We start from the raw sequence: 20,049 nt of genomic DNA on the forward strand, positions 1-20,049 counted from the left end.
GGTTATCTTTTACGGAAAAATAAACCGTCGCATCGTCAGAAAAATAAAAATGAGATTATCGATATACCCTAAATAATTCGAGTTGCAGGCAGCGACGCAGCAAATCCCAGCCGTTCGAATGTTGCCAGCGGAATGCTCCTTAGCGGGACAACGCCTGCCGGACAAAATCCAGCAGCAACCGCCGCGCCCACACCGGCTCAGCGCTGTCGGTGATTTCCGGCAAGGCGCAGTGGCGCAGGCAGGCGTTCATCACTGCCGCATCCATTTCCGGGTGAAACTGGAATGACAAGGTATGCGACGTGTAACGAATAATCTGGCATCCATCCTGTTCTGACGCCGCCAGCACCTGTGCACCCGGTGGTGGCACCACTACCGACTGGAGATGGCTGAGGTAGGCGCTGAATTGCGTCGGCATCGTTGTCAGCAGCGCATCAGTTACGGCACGGTCATGCAACGTTACCGTCTTCAGCCCCATTTCCCGCCCATTAGGGTTATCCGCCACCGTGCCGCCCAACGCATGAGCCAACAGTTGATGACCGTAGCATACGCCCAGCACCGGCAACCCGACCTGCACGCACTGTCGTAGCCATTCAGCGGTGCGTTCGCTCCAGTCCAGCCGGTCAGTCACCATCGACCAGGAACCGCTGATAATAGCGGCATCATGCTCACCGGCATCTGGCCGCACCACATGCAGTTGCACGCCTTCATCGGCCAGCGCACTACCAAACCAGTCAGCCTGCTGACCGACCGCATTAGCAATAGGTTCAGGCGGTTCGCCCATCTGCACAATCAGCAATGAAGGTGGTCGTGATGAAGTAGGAGAATTTACGGTCAACGTCGTCATAGCGTGTCGCTTGCCTCGAAGGACAGTAACAGGATAAGTTTTGAACCTACCACGGGGAACACGCGCTGTCATCGCTTCATACCGTTGATTTTTATTCACATCGCCAACCGGCGACGACAGCACAAATCAATGTGGCAAGGCTGACCGGTATGCCAGAGAAAAGATAGCGCGGTTGATATCCATCGACATCGCCAGCGCTACCCTATAAGTTGGTGCGCAACGGTAGCATGGCGCAGCAAAGCAGAACAGATACAGTCTGGTGAAAAAGAACTATAACAGTCAGCCCCACGTTGACAGACGACTGGCGGCGATCAACGCCTGCCCCAGCGCCAGCCCACCGTCGCCAGCCGGTAAACGCGACGGCATCAGTAGCCTAAACCCGGCCAGCCGTTCACGTAACAGCGTGACCAGCAAACGGTTATGCATCACCCCGCCAGAGCACGCCACCGTGTTCAGCCCATGTTCCCGCGCAGCCTGACACACCAGCGCCGCCAGCCCGTCCGCCAGCGCCACATGAAAGGCAAAAGCGCGGTCAGCAGGGGTAGCGTGATACGCCAGAAACTGCCGCCAAAAGGTTGCCAGATCCAGTTGGTTAGCGAACAGCGGCAACGTCACCGGCGGCGCGTCATCCTGATGCTGCCGGGCTTGTGCTTCCAGCCAACAGGCCGCTTCGCCTTCCCAGCTCTGCTCGCCGCTAAACCCACAGGCGGCGGCTACCGCGTCAAACAACCGACCGGCAGACGACGCCAGTGGCGCGTTAAGACCCCGCTCGATAGCGCGTGTCAGCAACGCTCGCGCACCAGCAGGGATAACGCCGCTTTCAGGCACGATTTCCCAGTCCGGAACGAACGCCAAAAACTGAGCCAGCAGATTACGCCACGGCTGGCGTGCCGCCAGATCGCCGCCCGGCAACGCCACCGCAGGCAGTCCTCCCAGATGCTGGCACTGGCTGTAATCCACCCGCAGGCATTCACCACCCCACCAGCGGTTATCACCGCCATAGCCAATACCATCCAACGCCAGCCCGATGACCGGCCCAGCGTCGCGTGGCCACTGATGTTCCGCCAGACAAGCGACGATATGCGCGTGATGATGCAACACCTCAATGCAGGGAATGCCCAACTGTTCCGCCTGCTGCTGCCCCAAACGACGGCTGACGTAACTGGGATGCGCATCCACCGCGATGGCCTGTGGCGTAAAGCGGTAAATATCGGCAAACAGCGTTTGTGCCTGCCGATACTGCTGTTCCACCTCGTCATCAGCCAGGTCGCCCAGATGCTGGCTGACGATGGCAGAGCTATCGCGCAGCAGGCAGAAAGTATTTTTGAGATCCGCCCCCATCGCCAGCAATGCCGGCTGTTCGCTGAACCCCGCCGGCAACGGCAAGGCATCCGGCACATAACCACGCGAGCGCCGCAGCATCTCCGCCTGTTCACCCTGCATTCTCACCACCGAGTCATCAACACGCTGCACAATATCGCGGTCATGCAGCAACCACAGATCGGCGATACCCGCCAGTTCATCCAGTGCCTGCGAATTATCCAGCGCGGGTGGCTTACCGCTGGCGTTGCCGGAGGTCATCACCAGCGGTCGAGCCGACGCTGCCAGCAGCAGGTGCTGTAACGGGTTGGCAGGCAACATCATTCCGACTTCATCCAGACCGGGGGCAATCCCAGCCGCCAGAACACCATTTTGTCGCAACGGCAATAACACAATCGGCGCTGCCGGGCTTTGCATTATGCGTAGCGCTGACGCAGACTCCGCCACGCGACTGCACCGCGCCAGCCAATCGACATCCGGCAGCATCACCGCCAGCGGCTTGGCCGGGCGATGTTTACGCTCACGCAGCCGTACCACCGCCTGCGCATTGGTGGCATCACAGGCGAGATGAAACCCGCCCAGCCCTTTTACCGCCACGATCTGCCCGGCACACAATGCCACCGCTGCCTGTATGATGGCGTCATCACCGCGTGCCACGGTTCCGGATGCATTGCTCAGCCACACCTGCGGCCCGCAAGTCGGGCAGGCGTTAGGCTGGGCATGAAAGCGCCGATCCGCCGTATGTTGGTATTCCTGCTGACAGGTGGGGCAAAACGGGAACGTCGCCATCGCCGTATTCGGGCGGTCGTACGGCATCTGGCGAATAATGGTAAAACGCGGGCCGCAGTGGGTGCAGTTGATAAACGGATAACGGTAGCGGCGGTCATGCGGTTCAAACAGCTCCTGACGGCACGCCTCGCAGGTAGCGGCATCCGGCACGATGTGGGTATCCATCTGCCCGGCACCGCTGTGTTCAATGGTGAAATCGTCCGGAAGGGTTTCCCAGCAATAAGGCTGACATACCACCTGATCGATCTGCGCCAACGGCGGGCACTCGGCGTATAGCGCAGCAATGAAATCCGCCTCGGCGCTCGCAGGCCTCAGCCGGACTAACACCCCCGCGCCATCATTCAGCACACTGCCTTTGGCACCAAGCCGGTGAGCAATTTGCCAGACATAAGGCCGAAACCCCACCCCCTGCACTTTGCCCTTAACACGAATTTCAATTCCGTCGTGATGTGGTGACATCATAGTTATATGAATAGCTATCACTGTAAGTGTTGCTGTATGGATGCCTTAACATCCCGCATATCCAGCTTGAAAACGGTGAATTTTCTCTGGTCAGTGAATAATTTCGTGCGGAATAAACAGCATCATTTCTTTGCCATTTCATCGCTCGCACGACAAGGAGAGGCTCAAACGCCGCCTCTCCTTGACCACTGGCTGGGAGGCTAAACTATGAACCCTGACGGGTTCACCCTTGCGGGCCAGCGCAAGCGCTGTTCCATTTTGCGTTGCAAAATGGTGTGCTGCTAACGCGGTCCTTTCGGCGTTCGCCTTCGCTGTTCGGGCCGCCCATGACGCGCTCCCAGCGCGGCATGGGCTTTCGCCGCGTCCATGCGGCTCACCCGGCGAAGCCGTCCACCTCAGCACAGTTTTTGACGCCGGAAAAACGCCGTCCTGTACGTACTGAATGGGCTGTAGCCTATAACCCACTAATGTTCAGCAAATCCTCGGCATAGGCTCGCTGTGGGGTAAATCCAGCAGGCGGGAGGTGCCGAATACGCCGCACAGGCGTACCTGTTTTTTGTCGGTGACGCTGCCGATTACCGCGGCATCGCGTCCCAATGGGTGAGACTGTAAAACGTCCAGGACCCTGCTTTCCGCTTCTGGCGACACCGCCAGCACCAGTTTACCTTCATTGGCGAAATTGAGTGCTTCCAGCCCCAGCAGTTCACAGATGCCGCGCACCGCCGTTTTGACCGGTAACGCGCTCTCCTGCACTTCCATGCCGCAACCGCTGGCTTGCGCGAATTCGTGCAGGATCGCCGTCACCCCGCCGCGGGTGGCATCGCGCAGAGCGCGTACGCCGTCAATCTGGCGCAGCGGCGCAATCAACGGCGCCAGTACCGCGCAATCGCTGGTCAGTTCTGCTTCCAGTCCCAGTTTCTCGCGTAAATTCAGAATAGTGGCGCCATGATCTCCCAGCGTACCGCTGACAATCAAACGGTCACCGGGGCGAATTTCACCTGTGCCCCACTGCACATGTGGTGGAATCACGCCAATACCTGCGGTATTGATGAAAATTTTGTCCGCCGCACCGCGCGGCACCACTTTGGTATCACCGGTGACGATTTGGATGCCAGCCTCGCGGGCGGTTTGCGCCATCGAATTGACGATGCGCAGTAACGTTTCTCCCGCCAGCCCCTCTTCGAGAATAAAGCCACAAGAGAGGTAACGCGGCACTGCGCCGCTCACCGCCAGATCATTAGCGGTGCCGCATACCGCCAGCTTGCCGATATTACCGCCGGGGAATTCAATCGGGTCGATGACGTAGCTGTCGGTGGTAAACGCCAGCCGGTCACCCTCGGCATTCAGCTCGGCCAGCGACAAACGCGCCTGATCTTCACGCTCCGCCAATAATGGGTTATCGAACGCCTGCAGGAACAGGCCTTCGATCAACTGCTGCATTGCCTGCCCACCGCTACCGTGCGCCAGGGTAATTTCTTTTGGCAATAAGGTGTTCTTCATCAGGCGCACTCCCGTCGATACTGGTAATAAGCGGCGCAGGCGCCTTCTGAGGACACCATCAACGCGCCGATAGCATTTTGCGGTGTACAACGCTGACCAAACAATGGGCAATCACCCGGTTTGCAACGCCCGGTGAGCACATCACCGCAACGCGATAACGGCTCATCCGCTACCTGCTGCTGTTGTGGTTTGAAACGGCGCTCGGCATCAAATTCAGCGTACTCCGCCCGCAATTGCATACCGGAATTGGCGATTTCGCCCAACCCACGCCATTCACTGCTGGCCTTGGTTTCAAATACCTCGGCCATCGCCTGCTGCGCCAGCGTATTGCCGCTGTCCGGCACGATGCGGCGATACTGATTTTCCACCTCGCAACGCGCACCGTGCAGTTGTTGCACCAGCATCAGCAGCGCCTGCAGGATATCCAACGGTTCGAAACCAGTGACCACAAACGGTTTCTGGAACTGTTCACACAGCGGTTGGTATGGATACGCGCCAATCACCATACTGACGTGACCCGGCGCCAGGAAACCATCAATGCGCAAATCCGGCTGCTCCAGCAGGCTTTTCAGCGTCGGGATGATGGTAATGTGCTGGCAAAACAGCGAAAAGTTGTGGATACCACGGCGTTTGGCTTGTTGCAGGGTCAGCGCGGTGCTCGGCATGGTGGTTTCAAATCCCAGTCCGAAGAACACCACTTGCCGATCAGGAAATTGTTCCGCCAGCGCCAGCGCATCCAGCGGGGAATAAACCACCCGAACATCAGCGCCGTGGCGGCGGGCATCCTGCAACGAACCGTTGCGGCCCGGCACTCGCATGGCATCGCCAAAGGTGCAGAAAATCACTTCCGGGCGAGCCGCTATCTCCAGACAGGCATCAATCCGCCCCATCGGCAACACGCACACCGGGCAACCCGGCCCGTGCACAAACTCGATTTCCGGCGGCAGTAGCCGGTCGATACCGAACTTAAAAATGGCATGGGTATGTCCGCCACACACCTCCATCAGTTGCAACGGGCGCGCCTTTAAATGCGGCATGTCATCAACCAGCGCCTGAATGCGCTGCAATAGCGATTTCGCCAGTGCGGGATCACGAAATTCATCAACGTACTGCATAAATGGCTCCGGTTTGCCTGACTTCATCCAGCTCCAGTCCAACCGCCTGCATGGATTGCAGCGCCGCCAGCGTTTCCTGTGCTTCCTGCTCATCGAGCAAACTCATGGCGAAACCGACGTGCACCAGCACCCACTGTCCCACCAGATCCGACGGATCGCCTTCGCATACCAGTGCGATATTGACTTCGCGCTGCACGCCACACACATCCACCCGTGCCGGATAATGCAGGTCCGGCCCGACAGCGACCACTTTACCGGGAACGCCCAAACACATGGTTAGACTCCTGACAGCAGTGACGGTTGTGACGGCGTTTGCGCCCCCAGAAGCTGGGCTTCCAGCCAGGCCAACCAGGCTTCCATCCCTTCACCAGTACGCGCAGACAACGCAATCACCTCGATCTGCGGATTAACGCGACGTGCGTTAGCAACACAAGCGTCGAGATCGAAATCCAGATACGGCAACAGATCGATCTTGTTGATGATCATCAGCGATGCCGCGGCAAACATGTGCGGATACTTAAGCGGTTTGTCTTCGCCTTCGGTGACCGACAACACCGCGATTTTGTGCCGTTCCCCCAAATCGAAACCGGCAGGACACACCAGGTTGCCAACGTTTTCGATAAACAGCAGGCTCTGATTTGGCAGTTGCAGTCGGTGCATGGCGTCATGCACCATCTGCGCATCCAGATGACAGCCTTTGCCGGTATTAACCTGAATCGCGGGTACGCCGGTAGCGCGAATGCGTTCAGCATCGTTCGTGGTTTGCTGGTCGCCTTCGATCACCGCGCACGGCACGCGCTCACGCAGCAAGTGCAAGGTATTGGTCAGCAGCGTAGTTTTGCCGGAGCCGGGGCTGGACACCAGATTCAACGCCAGAATCTGGTCGGCGTCGAAATGCTCGCGGTTATGCGCCGCCAGTTGGTTATTTTTACTCAGCACATCCATTTCTATCTGCAACAACCGCTGCTGGCCGATACCCGGTGCGTGAGTACCTGCCGCGCCCTGCCCGTAGTGCAGGTGGTGTTGCTGCTCCACCGGCTGGAAACGTTCTTCCGGCAGAGTGTGTTCGTGTGAATGATGCGCGTGGTCATGGTGGCTATGATGTGCATGAGAATGATGTTCATGCGCGTGATGTCCATGGGAATAGTGCCCATGCCCATCATCTTCATGCTCGTGACGCGCGGCACCATGATAATGGTGATGCACATCGCCATGGTGATAATAGTAATGGTGATGATGAATAATCACACTGGGCGCTACGTCGTCATGATGATGGTCATGCCCGTGATCGTGGTCATGATGGTGAGGATGCGAATGAACATGGTCATGACTATGGCGATGTTCGTGGTGGTGATCGTGCGTATGGGGATGGTGGTGTGAATGCGCAGGTTCATCGCCCTCTATCCGGCGTTCTCCCTCGCCACAACCGCATGTGGTACACATTGATACGACTCCTCCGGTCAACCAGACCGTTTTTTACTGATGACACGCTGCATAACAGCAACGTGTTATTCAACCGCCAATTGCTTTAGTTGCAGGCTATCGCCGCCGCTTTCAACACGCAGGCTATGGCTGCCGCAATGCGGACAGCCGCTGTCGTGGTCGGTCACTTCCACCGGCTGGCTACACTCCCAACACCAGGCCTGTGCCGGACGCACCGACAGATGCAACTGACAGCCTTCCGCCATCGTCTGACGACAGACCGACTCAAAACAAAACTGCAACGCGCTTTCTTCAATGCAAGACAACGCGCCGATTTCCAGCCAGACGCCGGTGACCCGGCGGGCACCATGCTGACGCGCCTGCTGCTCAATCAACTCCAGTGCGTTGTAGCACAAAGAAACTTCATGCATGTCGTTCACTCCGATAACGACTGAACAGCGCGCGGCGACTCAGGTTTTCTGGCGCATCGGCATCCTGCACCGGCAACGACAGCGCCATGCGTGCGCTTTGTTGCGCCAGTTGCAGCGCCTGTTCCGCACCAAGCGCCGGGTCCAGCGGCGACATCAGCGAGCAGGACAGATACTGCTGCCCGTCATCACTCTCGCTCACCACAAACTTCACGCTGCCGCACGGTAGCTCCAGCGCCAGCCGGGAGGACAGATTACGCCGCGGCCATTGCTGCCCAGTACCGGGCAAAACCAACAGGCTAATCATCCATGGCGTCAACAGGCAGCCGAACCACTGCTGTTCAAACAAGGTAAATCCACAAGCCCGTACCGGAATGCCGTCACGGTAAAACGGCAATTGCCGCATACGCTGTTGCGCAATGCGGCTGAACTCAGTTTCCAGCCAGGCCGCCGGACTCTGATCATGCCCCGCAATCCACACCAATTCTTTGCGCTCGTCGGGTATTAACGGCGGATTATTACCGCCGTCGCGTGGCGAAGCAGAAAAAATATCAGTCACCACACACCTCCTGTGCAGTCTTCTCCGTCACCGTCACGCCACTCTGGCGCAGTGCGGCGATGATGTGCTGTAACGCCGGTTCCAGCGCACGGGTGACGGTATCGGACAAGCCGATACCGGAATCCAGCACGTCTGGCTCTACCCCAACCAGCGTCAATTGGCGGGGAAATTCGCCGGTCAATTGCAGCGCCATCAGCACATCAGCCAGACCTAACTGGTGCGGGGAGATCTTGCGGGTAAACAACGCCGGGACTTCACGGTCACGCAGCACCGTTACACTGCCCGGCGACTGACCGGTCAGCACCGCATCGGCGACGATCAGGTGATCGCGCCCGGCCATGCATTCCATCAGCTCCATGCCGCAGGTGCCGCCATCCACCACGTCAACGACGGGCGTGCAGTCAAAACGCCGCTCCAGTTGTTCCACCAGACGCACCCCAACCCCTTCATCACTCAGCAAAATATTGCCGATCCCCAGCACCAGTATATTCATCACAGCACCTTCACCCGCGTCACTTCATTGCCATTCACGGTATCCACTACGTGCACCGCACAGGACATGCACGGGTCGAAGGAGTGGATGGTACGTACCACTTCCAACGGTTTGTGCGGATCTGCCACCGGCGTACCCACCAACGATTGCTCGTACGGACCGGGCTTGTCCTCGCCGTTACGTGGGCAGGATGTCCAGGTGGACGGCACCACCGCCTGATAGTTGGTGATTTTGCCGTTTTTAAACACCACCCAGTGCGACAACATGCCACGCGGCATTTCCCCAAAACCGACGCCGTGGAATTCGGTGTCTGGTGAAAAGTCCGGTTTGATGAAGGTTTGGTGATCGCCTTTGCCGATGTTGTCCACCAACGCTTGCCATTGCTGCGCCAGCGTATCTTTCAGTACGCAGCAGTGCACCGTACGACCAATCACCCGACCCAACGTGGAGTGCAGATGTTTCTCTTCCAGTTGATGACCGCTGAGCGTCTGATAAGCGGCTTTGACCTGAGAGAAGTGAGCCAGCGTGTCTTTATGCTTCGCGGCCAGTCCGCACAACAGCCAGGCCAGCGGCCCTACTTCCACGGTTTTGCCGTAGAAGGTCGGCGATTTCACCCACGAATACTTGCCGTCCTCCTGCCAGCCGGTGTAGTGAGGTCGGGTCAACCCTTCCCACGGCGCCAGCGGCTGATCATCCTGATACCAGGCGTGTTTACCGCTCTCGCGGATGCCATCGATCAGGAATTTATCGCTGTGGCTGGTGATTGGCCGGTAGCTCGACAGGTCGCTGTTTTCGATATACCCGCCCGCCAACAGGAAGCTGCCGTTTTTGTTGTCGGTCGGCAGCTCCGGCACGCTCAGGTAGTGATCAGCCCCGCGTCCTAGCGTCAGCCACTGCGGATAGTGGGCGGCGATCACCGCGCAGTCCACCTTATAGACCTGTTCGATAAAATCGCCCAACCGGTCGATAAAGCTTTTCACGTACATCAACCGCTCCAGGTTGAGTACGCTCGGCGCATCCAGATTGATCGGGTTAGCCACGCCGCCGACCGCCAGGTTCTGAATATGCGGCGACTTGCCGCCCAGAATCGCCACGATACGGTTGGCGTCACGCTGGCATTCCAGCGCCTGCAGATAGTGGGCGACGGCAATCAGGTTTACTTCCGGCGGCAGCGACATCGCCGGGTGGCCCCAGTAACCGTTGGCGAAAATCCCCAACTGACCGCTGGCGACCAGATCGTTGAGCTTCTGCTGCACTTTGGTGAACTCGGCAGCGGTATTCAGCGGCCAGTCGGACAACCCGTTAAGCAATGCCGCCGCTTTCTGCGGGTCGGCCTTCAGCGCGGAAGTGACATCCACCCAATCAAGCGCCGACAACTGATAGAAGTGCACGATATGGTCATGAATGCTGTGCGCTGCCAGAATCAGGTTGCGGATGTGCTGGGCGTTGACCGGCACATTCAGGCCAAGCGCGTTTTCCACCGCACGCACCGAGGCGATGGCATGTACCGTGGTGCAGACACCGCAGATACGCTGCACGATCATCCAGGCATCACGCGGGTCACGCCCTTTAACAATCTCTTCCATGCCACGCCACATGGTGCCGGATGACCAGGCTTTGGTGACCTTGCCGTTTTCAATTTCGCAATCAATGCGCAGATGCCCTTCGATACGGGTAATGGGATCAATGGTGATGCGTTGGCTCATGCTTTACCTCAGCCTGATGATGCGTATGTTCGCCTTTCAGCGCGGGCAGTACCGGCAGCAGGCGGATTAACAAGATGTAGGCGCAGACCTCAATGGCGACGAAGCCAATGGAAATCAGGATCTCCTGCGCTTTGGGAAAATAGTGGTAGCCGTTGCCCGGATTGAACGCCAGCAGCGAGTAACTCAGTCGCCACAATGCCGCGCCGAACAACATGCTGAGCGCGCTGACGAACAGCCAGCGGGCATCCTGACGGCAGCGCGACTGCTGGAGTATCAGCAGCGGCATCAGCATCAGCGCCATCTCACACCAGAACATCAGCGAGAAGCGATCACCGGCGAACAGCAATGCGGTTTTCTGATGCCAGATAATCTCGCCGAGGCGCAACACCATAAACAGCAAGACCAGCACCCGCGTCAGCACCGTCAGTTTGCGAAACAGTGCCTGCTCATCCGGCCCGCGCCCTTTCAGACCCGCCTGCACCATCGAGCCTTCGAAAATCACGATCGAAAAGCCCATGATGAACGCGGTCAGCAACGACAGCAGCGGCAGCAGTTCATAGCTCTGCCACAGCGGGTGTACCTTGTAACCGGCGGAAATCATCAACGATCCCATTGATGACTGGTGCATCGTCGGCAGCAACGCTCCCAACGCAATGATGAAAAACATCACCTTGTTGAGTCGTTTCAGCGACACCTTCCAGCCGAAACGCTCCAGCACCACCGGCGCGAACTCCAGCGCCATCACCCCGATGTAGATAGTCATACATACCGCGGTTTCAAACAGCACCGAATTGGTGTTGAAATAGCCGGGAATATAAAAGTACGGCAGGTTCCAGTAACGGCCAACGTCGATGGTTATCGACAATCCGCCCAGCGAATAGCCGAACAGGCTGGCGAGCAGCGCCGGACGCACCAATGGGTGATATTCACCGCGATTAAACACGTATACCGCCCAGGCCAGCGCCCAACCGCCGCAGGCAAAGCCGGTGCCGACCAGCAGGTCAAACGCGATCCAGATCCCCCACGGGTAGCCACCGTTCAGATCCGCAACCGAGCCAATGCCCAGAAACAGACGTTTCACGATCAGGATCGCGCAAATCGCCACCAGCGGAGCCAGCAGCATCACCGGCCAGCTCACCAGCCGACCGCCCAACGGACTTGCTTTATGCGCCGTCATGAGGTTTCTCCTGTGAGTCGTGCGTCTCTTCCCGCTCAGCGCGAGTATTGCGATGCACCAGTACCGACAACCCGGCCAGTACCGCCAGCGGCAGCACCATGCCTTTATACAGCGTGTGCTGGATATGCTCTGAACGCGCACCGGTGGACAACGAATCCAGCGCCGGCATTTCCAGGTTTTGGTACGGCACCCCGGCCAGCACCAGCACCTGTGTGCCGCCCGCTTCCTTTTCGCCATAAACATACCGCTCATAGCTCGGCACGGTGTGCAGGTAGGTGTCTTTCCTGTCCAACGTCTGGCGTGGGTAGGCGTATTCATCGCCCGGCTTAAGCGCCAGCCGGCGTTTCGCTTCCTCCAGCAGTTGCTCGCGGGTGCCGTAAATCACCGCCCCGGTCGGACAGACTTCCACACACCCCGGCATTCCGCCTTTGTCGAGCCTTGCCAGTTCTGGCTGATTGCACAGCTCGCATTTGTGGATCTTGCCAAGCGGGTTCTCATAGTCGTACTTCGGTACATTGAACGGACAGGCCACCATGCAATAACGGCAACCGGTACAGATACTGGCGTCGTAATGCACCACGCCGGTTTTCGGGTCTTTCTTCAACGCCGAAACCGGGCACACCGACACACAGTTAGGATCGACGCAGTGCATACACTGCTTTTTGATGTAGGCGTAACCATCCTTCGCCTGATCCTTGTTTTTGCCGTCGCCGCTACGCCATACCTGAATGATGTTGTTGGTGTACGGGCTGAGCTTGTCATTGTTGGACCAGGTCGCCGCACCGCCGGAATAGACCGCGCTGTCTGGTTTATACTCCAGCTTGTTGACCTGCTGGCATTTGCTCACACACGCCTGGCAGCCCACACACAGTGTGGAGTCATACAGCATACCGAGCGCGCCGGGAATCGGCGGTCGGTTGGTGGCCTGCGCCTGACTGACCAGCGGCGTACCCGCCAGTAGTGCTCCCGCGGACGCCAGCTTGAAAAAATTGCGTCTGTTCACGGCTTAGCCCTCCTGGGATGCGTTGCCGGCGTCCTGCTGTTTTTTCTGCCGACCTAATTCGCGCACGGCCATCAGGCTCACACCGGCTACCGCCCCCAGTACGCCGCCGATAAGCCCGGTGGCCGTCGCAGAACTGTTACCGCCTTCCGGGCTGGTCACCAACGGCTTTTCAACACGCGGCGTCGGATTTTCCACGTTAGCCAACTGGAAAATACCCTTGGTAAACCCGATGCCCTGCTCGTTGCAGCCATAACACGGATGACCAATCCCCACCGGCCAGATACCGCCGCCTACGTCGCAGAACTCCAGCGTTGAACAGTTGCCGTAGGTTTCCGGTCCCTTACACCCCAGATGGTAGAGGCACCACCCCTGACGGTGCCCTTCATCGCCAAACTCTTTGGCGAAACGACCGGCATCGAAATGTGGACGGCGCTCGCAGTTTTCGTGAATCAGGCGAGCATAGGCGAAGGAGGGGCGATTCTGGCTGTCGAGCGCTGGCGCACGCTGATAAGTGATGATGTGCGCTATCGTCGCCAGGAAGTTATGCGGGTTGGGTGGGCACCCAGGAATGTTGATAACGGTTTTACCCGGCAGCACCGTCTGCAAGCTAGCGGCCCCCGTCGGGTTAGAACCACTGGCTGGCACCCCGCCCCAGGCAGAGCAGGAACCAATGGCGACAATGGCGGCGGCATGTTCGGCAGCGGCACGGATGTGCTCGACAATCGGCTTGCCGGCCACCATGCAGTAGATACCGCCATCTTTTAGCGGAATGGAACCGTCTACCACCAGTACGTATTTACCTTTGTACTGTTCGATAGCACGGTGTTTGTTTTCTTCCGCCTGCTCACCAAACGCGGCGGAGAGGACTTCGTGGTATTCCAGCGAGATAGTATTCAGCAGCAGATTTTCAATGGTCGGGTGGGTCGAACGCAGCAGGGATTCCGTACATCCGGTACATTCCTGTGCGCCAATCCAGATCACCGGCGGACGCTGGGGAGACGTCAGTGACTGGGCCATTTCTGCGGCGGCGGCCTCTTTCAACCCCATGGTGGCGGCAAGTGCGGCACATAGCTTCATAAAATCGCGGCGATTGATGCCGTGACGGGAAAGCATCATATTTTCCCCATTCATTCTTTATTATTCTCCTGTAGCCAAGTCGGAGTAACACATTTCCGTGCCGGCATAGAATAATGAGGGGAATAACATCACCAACTTGATCTCTATCAATTGGCCGGGGAATAACCATTTTATTTATGTGTCTTCTGTGAGGATCTCCGCGATATTTATTTTTCGAACGCGCAATCTGCCAAATTAAATGAGAAGGCATCTCAACACGTAACAAAGCAAATATTTTTCTGTGAACTACAGTAGCTTAATCGATTTAACTGTAACTTATATCAGTTATAATAAAATTATTATCCATTTGATTTTTAATCATTTCAATCAATGTCCTCTTTGGTGGGTTTTATTTTATTGTTATTGAATTATACCCTAAATAATTTGAGTTGCAGGAAGGCAGCAACCGAGTGAATCCCCAGGAGCTTACTCAAGTAAGTGATTGGGGTGAGCGAGGGCAGCCAACGCACCAGCAACTTGAAGTATGACGGGTATACATTCATCATGTCTTCACCAACCAATATAGCTACATTAGATACTTTACTTTTAAAAGTAAAATCGCCAGATAATATCGCTGTTGAACCGAAAGATAAAATTGTACGCTGCGGTTGTTTTTTATTCAGGATGTTCCTCATCCTGTTTCACATTTTAGCCAATAAAAAAAGCAGCCGACAGGCGACTGCTTTTTCTGGAAACACAGAATATTATTCGATTCCGCGACTACGCAGATAATCTTCATAACTGCCGCTGAAATCAATCACTTTACCCGGCATGATTTCCACAATGCGGGTCGCCAGCGAACTGACGAATTCACGGTCATGCGACACAAACAGTAGCGTGCCCTGATACAATTCCAGCGCCATATTCAGCGACTCGATGGATTCCATATCCAGGTGGTTGGTCGGTTCGTCCATCACCAGAATATTGGGTTTTTGCATCATCAGCTTGCCAAACAGCATCCGACCTTTTTCACCACCGGACAGCACCTTGACCTTCTTGCGGATATCATCCTGAGAAAACAGCAGACGCCCTAACACGCTGCGTACCGCCTGCTCGTCGTCACTCTCCTGCTTCCACTGGCTCATCCAGTCAAACACCGTCAAGTCGCCGTCAAATTCGTACTCGTGATCCTGAGCGTAATAACCAATACGCACGTTTTCCGACCATTTGACGGTGCCGGATTCCGGCGCTAGTTCACCAACCAGTGTTTTCAGCAAGGTGGATTTACCGATACCGTTAGTACCGAGAATCGCCACCTTTTCACCCACCTCAATCAACATTTTTATCTGGCTGAACAGCGGCCCGTTATCAAAGCCTTTCGTGAGTCCGTCAATTTCCAGCGCATTACGGAACAGTTTCTTGTCCTGCTCGAAACGAATAAACGGGTTCTGACGGCTGGATGCCTTCACTTCTTCCAGTTGGATTTTCTCTATCTGACGCGCACGGGAAGTCGCCTGACGCGATTTGGAGGCATTAGCGCTAAAACGGCTGACAAACGACTGCAATTCGGCAATCTGTGCCTTCTTCTTCGCGTTATCCGCCAGCAGACGCTCACGCGCTTGTGTTGCTGCTGTCATGTACTCGTCGTAGTTACCGGGATAAATGCGCAGCTCGCCGTAGTCCAGATCCGCCATATGGGTACAGACCATATTAAGGAAGTGACGGTCATGGGAAATGATGATCATCGTGCTGTTACGTTCATTCAGCACCTGCTCCAGCCAGCGGATGGTATCGATATCCAGGTTGTTGGTCGGTTCGTCCAGCAGCAGAATATCCGGATTGGAGAACAATGCCTGCGCCAGCAGCACACGCAGTTTCCAACCTGGGGCAACTTCGCTCATTGGCCCGTAGTGCTGCTCCAGCGGAATGCCCACTCCCAACAGCAGTTCACCCGCGCGCGATTCAGCACTGTAACCGTCCATCTCGCCGTATTTGACTTCCAGATCAGCCACCCGGTAGCCATCTTCTTCGCTCATTTCACCCAGCGCATAAATACGGTCACGTTCCTCTTTCACTTCCCACAGTTCGACGTGCCCCATAATCACCGTATCCAGCACGCTGTATTGTTCAAACGCGAACTGATCCTGACGCAATTTACCAATCCGCTCGTTCGGATCGATAGCGACGTTGCCCGCGCTCGGCACCAGATCGCCGCCGAGGATCTTCATGAATGTGGATTTACCGCAGCCGTTGGCGCCGATCAATCCATAGCGGTTACCGCCGCCGAACTTGACAGAAATGTTCTCAAACAACGGCTTACTGCCGAATTGCATCGTAATATTATTGGTTACCAGCACAGCACTTACTCGATTAGGAATGTGATTTGGCGCGCATTATGCCACAATCGGGAGGCAGAATCCCGGCGATCATCGTACATTTTTTAATCAAACATAATGTCACCTCTCTCCTTTACGTTCCCTTGCGCTGCCCACAGCCGACAATAGACACGACAGCACATGGTCAGGCGTACATAATGAGCATTGTCACGAATCGCAGAAGGAAAAAAATCAGATGCCGTCATCACGCCGTTTTAAACAGGTCGATGTGTTCAGCTCTCATCCCGCTAAAGGCAATCCGCTGGCCGTCATTCTGGACGCCGACGGCCTCAGCGATGAACAGATGCAATCCATTGCTCACTGGACCAATTTATCGGAAACCACGTTTGTTCTGCCGCCGGACAACCCACTGGCCGATTATCGGGTGCGTATTTTCACCCCATCGGAAGAGTTGCCGTTCGCGGGTCATCCAACGCTGGGGACGGCACATGCACTGCTGGAGTCTGGCCTGACACCGCATGTACCGCATCAACTCATCCAGCAATGCGGTATCGGGTTAGTGCCGGTGGTGATTGGCGATGATGGCCAACTTGCGTTTCACGCACCGGACGCCACGATGACAGAACTTGACCCGCAATATTACGCGTTGCTCGATAGTGCGATCGGCAGCCATTTACGTCATCCGGGCCATCGCCCGGTCAACGTACAGATGGGGATCCGCTGGCTGACGGTACGAATGGAAAGCGCGCGCGCCTGCCTGGAGGCTCGTCCTAACGCCACTCATCTGCAACGCTTGCAGCAACTCGGCCAAACCAATGGCGTAGCGATCTACGGACCGCACGACAACGGCAACCCAACCGACTATGAAGTACGAGCCTTTTTTATGATCAATGATACGGTGGTGGAAGACCCGGTGACCGGCAGTGCCAACGCCTGTATCGCCAGAGTGATTCAGCACAGCTCGTTGCCGGAACAAGCGGACCACAAGCTCGGTTATCGGGTACGTCAGGGCACCATGCTATACCGCGATGGCCGGGTCAATGTTTCCTATATTGACGGCCAGCCATGGATTGGTGGTCACAGTAACACGTTGATTAACGGTGAAATTACCTTATAACGCACATTTCTGTCAGTTGGAGCGCTGCCAAAACGACGGCCCGTGACTCACCTCACGATGACATCGCCGTAATAATAATGTGACTTTTGTCACAAAAAAGTTGAAATGACGTTTTCTATCCATTATCATCAAAACCGTGACAAGCATCACATAAAACACTAACGACGATAATGGAGACAACCATGAGCTCATTGATCAATTTTTTCAAAAAACTGGGCGATATCTACGTTGGCTACTGCGAACGTATTGGTTCCATCATTAGCCCGTTTTGATATGAACGCCGCAGACTAAAAGCCGCCTTTTTGCATTCAGGCGGCTTTAGTTTTTTCATCCCTTTTCAGCATTACCCCACAACATTCGTCATCCCCATCGCTGATTCCTGATGATTTCACTGGCGATGCGCTGCTTTTTGCTCCTGTGACAGCACAATCTCGACATTTTCCATCATCCCTTGATCTTCGTGATCCAAAATGTGGCAGTGCAGTACAAACTCACCGATATAGCGCTGATAGCGAGTTCTTAACAATACGCGGTAATAGTTTTGCGGCTTACCGGTCAATTGGCCGGGCAGCAAATTAGTTTTGACGAAAATCGTGTCTTTCCACTGCCCTTTCAAGCCAGCAAACTGGCTGTCGCCATCGGCTTCTGTAACACCAGGCAAGCTGACATCACGCCCTTGAGGATCGTAAATCGCCACAATCTGAAACGGATTCACGTGAATATGAAATGGATGGCTGACACTGTATGAACGCAGTTCCCATTCTTGCGATGCCCATAATGGCAACGTCATATCAATGCGCTTAGGATCATAAGCGTTGAGCTGTTTCGGCAACCATACACCGTTCACTTTCTCCACGCCAAAGTCATGGCCGATAGCGAAGATATTGGCTTTATTCGGTTGCGTACCGCCAGCAAAAAAGACGATTTTCTGTTTTGGTTGACCGGCAATCTCTTCATCACTCACATCACGCGTATGTGGTGCGAACCGGGTGAGATAGATCTGGTTATCGCTACGATTCAGCTCATCAACAATGTTCTGCCTCACCTCTTCAGGCATCAATTTCTGCGCTGAATACGTCAGCTTACGGCGTAAGGTAGGCACAAAATCCTGCACCGCGATATTATCCGTGCCAGATACGGAAACCAACCCCAGCAAGCTGTTACCCTGAGCCTTACCGCTAATGCTACCCGTCCTTGATTGCGCTGGCTGGATCATGCAATAACCGCCTGCCTGTGGAAACATCGTCAGCAGATCATAACGATACCCCGGCTGTAACGTCACCTTCTCCGCCGTCAGAGAATGAGACATGGTTAATCCGTCAGCAGCGACCACCTGGAAAGGGATCTTTTCACCAGAACAAAGCTCGTTAATCAGTGCATCAACATCCTGACGGCGTAATTTGCCAAAATGAGTTTTGCGATGTAATTCATTGAGATTCATGCCTGCTTTTATCTTACGGAATTCCACATTGATGGTTTCCCGTACGCCGCCGTGAATCAGCCGCCAGCGCTCGACCTGCCCGGTAGTCGCTTTAAAGGTTGGCAATACCACGCCGTTAATGCTGGTCCAGCGACCGGATGCCTGCCAGGTGCCAGGACCAAACTGAGCGTAATCTTCAATGACACCCGTCTCGTTAGGGCGGCAATCCCAGTTAATATTACCCTTCTGATCCCGTTTCAACTTTCCATCCCGCCCCAGACAGGCATACTCAATCTGCTGGAACAATACCGTGTGTTCCGGGAACGGTTGCCGGCTGTCGGGGTCAATCAGCAGCGTGTCCAAATCGCCATTCGACAACGCGGTAGGCTTGCGGTCACCATGCACAATAAGCGCTCCCGCCATGCCGCTGGAAACCTGCAACGCGGTAGAGCCGTGTCGGTGAGTGTGATACCAGAAAGTACCGGCTGGAATATCCTGCGAGAAGTTGTACTGGTATTCAAAACTGTTGCCCGGATTCACCGACAGTAGCACATTGTCACTGTTACCTGTCGGGCTGATCCATATACCGTGGGCGTGCAGGTTAGTGCCATTAAAGCAGTGGGGTGAATTGGACAACGCCGATGATGATAGCGACGCGCCTGAGGCCGGCTGTGCCATGGTAGAATGAGAATGCATCAGCATTGATGACTCATTTCCGCTCCCCATTTGATGCGGCTGACAGCTACTATCCACCGGCAAATTATTTTTAAGCAGAATCCTTACTGTATCACCTGGCATAACATCTATCTGTGGCGCAACAAACGGCGCGCCGATAACCGGTAGTCTATCCGTACTGCCGGTGTATCCACGCAAGTGCACCTTCTGAAAGCGATTTTGTGACGGATCATAAATTCGCCCATCCACATACCCGACGTCCAGCTCATAATATTTTTCCCTATTTTCCTCCTGAATACCGCTAAAGTGATTCTGTAATAGCGGCTTGACCAATCGCTGCAAATGAGGCGGATTTTCGAATAAAAAGCCAGCCTCTTCATTTTGTGTATTTTCATTCTCTATCGACACACCATCAGCTCGACTATCAAATACCAACAATGTTAGTAGGAAAATAAAAAAAAACCGGGGTGTCATTTTGTATCTCATTTTCTCACAGTTTGTCATTTCACTATCCTTATACCTGATTTAATTCATTATTCATTGAATTTAATAGACAAATAACCCACTCACTCTCAAACCCATCGTATAAGGACTATAAATAGAAAAGCGTTGTATTATTTCCAAGCT

16 protein-coding genes are annotated in these 20,049 nt (G+C 55.3%); 1 reads left to right on the top strand and 15 read right to left on the bottom strand.

Annotated features, from left to right (window positions below):
• Window positions 1–139 precede the first annotated feature (139 nt).
• The 14 genes from Dpoa2040_RS16190 to Dpoa2040_RS16255 all read right to left on the bottom strand — a co-directional run bounded on the left by Dpoa2040_RS16190 (window position 140) and on the right by Dpoa2040_RS16255 (window position 16,231).
• Window positions 140–844 carry a glutamine amidotransferase gene (locus Dpoa2040_RS16190; protein ID WP_168641912.1) on the bottom strand — a complete coding sequence of 235 codons (705 nt, stop codon included), beginning with the start codon at window positions 842–844 and terminating at the stop codon, window positions 140–142.
• A gap of 279 nt (window positions 845–1,123) precedes the next feature.
• A complete protein-coding gene (hypF, locus tag Dpoa2040_RS16195) occupies window positions 1,124–3,415 on the bottom strand; it encodes a carbamoyltransferase HypF (RefSeq protein ID WP_168641913.1) in 2,292 nt (763 codons plus the stop codon).
• Between the two features lie 471 nt (window positions 3,416–3,886).
• Entirely contained in the window at window positions 3,887–4,915 is a 1,029-nt protein-coding gene (hypE, locus tag Dpoa2040_RS16200; protein WP_168641914.1) for a hydrogenase expression/formation protein HypE, read from the bottom strand.
• On the bottom strand, window positions 4,915–6,030 hold the full coding sequence (gene hypD / locus Dpoa2040_RS16205; RefSeq protein ID WP_168641915.1) for a hydrogenase formation protein HypD: 1,116 nt from the start codon (window positions 6,028–6,030) through the stop codon (window positions 4,915–4,917). The genes hypE and hypD overlap by 1 nt, the downstream gene beginning before the upstream one ends.
• On the bottom strand, window positions 6,017–6,304 hold the full coding sequence (hybG, locus tag Dpoa2040_RS16210; protein ID WP_168641916.1) for a hydrogenase maturation factor HybG: 288 nt from the start codon (window positions 6,302–6,304) through the stop codon (window positions 6,017–6,019). Before hybG ends, hypD begins: the two co-directional genes overlap by 14 nt.
• A gap of 2 nt (window positions 6,305–6,306) precedes the next feature.
• Window positions 6,307–7,473 (bottom strand): hydrogenase nickel incorporation protein HypB, encoded by a 1,167-nt coding sequence (gene hypB, locus Dpoa2040_RS16215; RefSeq protein WP_168641917.1) that lies wholly within the window; start codon window positions 7,471–7,473, stop codon window positions 6,307–6,309.
• Window positions 7,474–7,538: 65 nt separating this feature from the next.
• Window positions 7,539–7,883, bottom strand: a complete 345-nt coding sequence (hypA, locus tag Dpoa2040_RS16220) for a hydrogenase maturation nickel metallochaperone HypA (protein ID WP_168641918.1) — start codon at window positions 7,881–7,883, stop codon at window positions 7,539–7,541.
• Entirely contained in the window at window positions 7,876–8,385 is a 510-nt protein-coding gene (hybE, locus tag Dpoa2040_RS16225; RefSeq protein ID WP_168641964.1) for a hydrogenase-2 assembly chaperone, read from the bottom strand. Before hybE ends, hypA begins: the two co-directional genes overlap by 8 nt.
• Before the next feature lie 46 nt (window positions 8,386–8,431).
• Window positions 8,432–8,932, bottom strand: a complete 501-nt coding sequence (locus Dpoa2040_RS16230; protein WP_042871722.1) for a HyaD/HybD family hydrogenase maturation endopeptidase — start codon at window positions 8,930–8,932, stop codon at window positions 8,432–8,434.
• Window positions 8,932–10,638 carry a hydrogenase 2 large subunit gene (hybC, locus tag Dpoa2040_RS16235; protein ID WP_168641919.1) on the bottom strand — a complete coding sequence of 569 codons (1,707 nt, stop codon included), beginning with the start codon at window positions 10,636–10,638 and terminating at the stop codon, window positions 8,932–8,934. Before hybC ends, Dpoa2040_RS16230 begins: the two co-directional genes overlap by 1 nt.
• Window positions 10,616–11,815 (bottom strand): Ni/Fe-hydrogenase cytochrome b subunit, encoded by a 1,200-nt coding sequence (hybB, locus tag Dpoa2040_RS16240; protein ID WP_168641920.1) that lies wholly within the window; start codon window positions 11,813–11,815, stop codon window positions 10,616–10,618. The genes hybC and hybB overlap by 23 nt, the downstream gene beginning before the upstream one ends.
• Window positions 11,802–12,818: a hydrogenase 2 operon protein HybA gene (hybA, locus tag Dpoa2040_RS16245; RefSeq protein WP_042871728.1), complete on the bottom strand. Its 1,017-nt coding sequence runs from the start codon at window positions 12,816–12,818 to the stop codon at window positions 11,802–11,804. The genes hybB and hybA overlap by 14 nt, the downstream gene beginning before the upstream one ends.
• Window positions 12,819–12,821: 3 nt before the next feature.
• A complete protein-coding gene (gene hybO / locus Dpoa2040_RS16250) occupies window positions 12,822–13,949 on the bottom strand; it encodes a hydrogenase 2 small subunit (protein WP_071604329.1) in 1,128 nt (375 codons plus the stop codon).
• A 689-nt stretch (window positions 13,950–14,638) separates the two neighbouring features.
• Window positions 14,639–16,231, bottom strand: a complete 1,593-nt coding sequence (locus Dpoa2040_RS16255) for an ABC-F family ATPase (protein WP_168641921.1) — start codon at window positions 16,229–16,231, stop codon at window positions 14,639–14,641.
• A 214-nt stretch (window positions 16,232–16,445) separates the two neighbouring features.
• Between Dpoa2040_RS16255 and Dpoa2040_RS16260 the strand changes: the two genes are divergently transcribed.
• The gene (locus Dpoa2040_RS16260) at window positions 16,446–17,327 is read left to right on the top strand and encodes a PhzF family phenazine biosynthesis protein (RefSeq protein ID WP_168641922.1); all 882 of its coding nucleotides are present in this window, start codon (window positions 16,446–16,448) and stop codon (window positions 17,325–17,327) included.
• Window positions 17,328–17,715: 388 nt separating this feature from the next.
• Here the strand turns inward: Dpoa2040_RS16260 and Dpoa2040_RS16265 are convergent, their stop codons facing one another.
• The gene (locus Dpoa2040_RS16265; protein WP_168641923.1) at window positions 17,716–19,896 is read right to left on the bottom strand and encodes a multicopper oxidase family protein; all 2,181 of its coding nucleotides are present in this window, start codon (window positions 19,894–19,896) and stop codon (window positions 17,716–17,718) included.
• Window positions 19,897–20,049: the final 153 nt, after the last annotated feature.

The sequence above is a fragment of the Dickeya sp. CFBP 2040 genome, assembly GCF_012273755.1.
GTDB lineage: Bacteria > Pseudomonadota > Gammaproteobacteria > Enterobacterales > Enterobacteriaceae > Dickeya > Dickeya poaceiphila.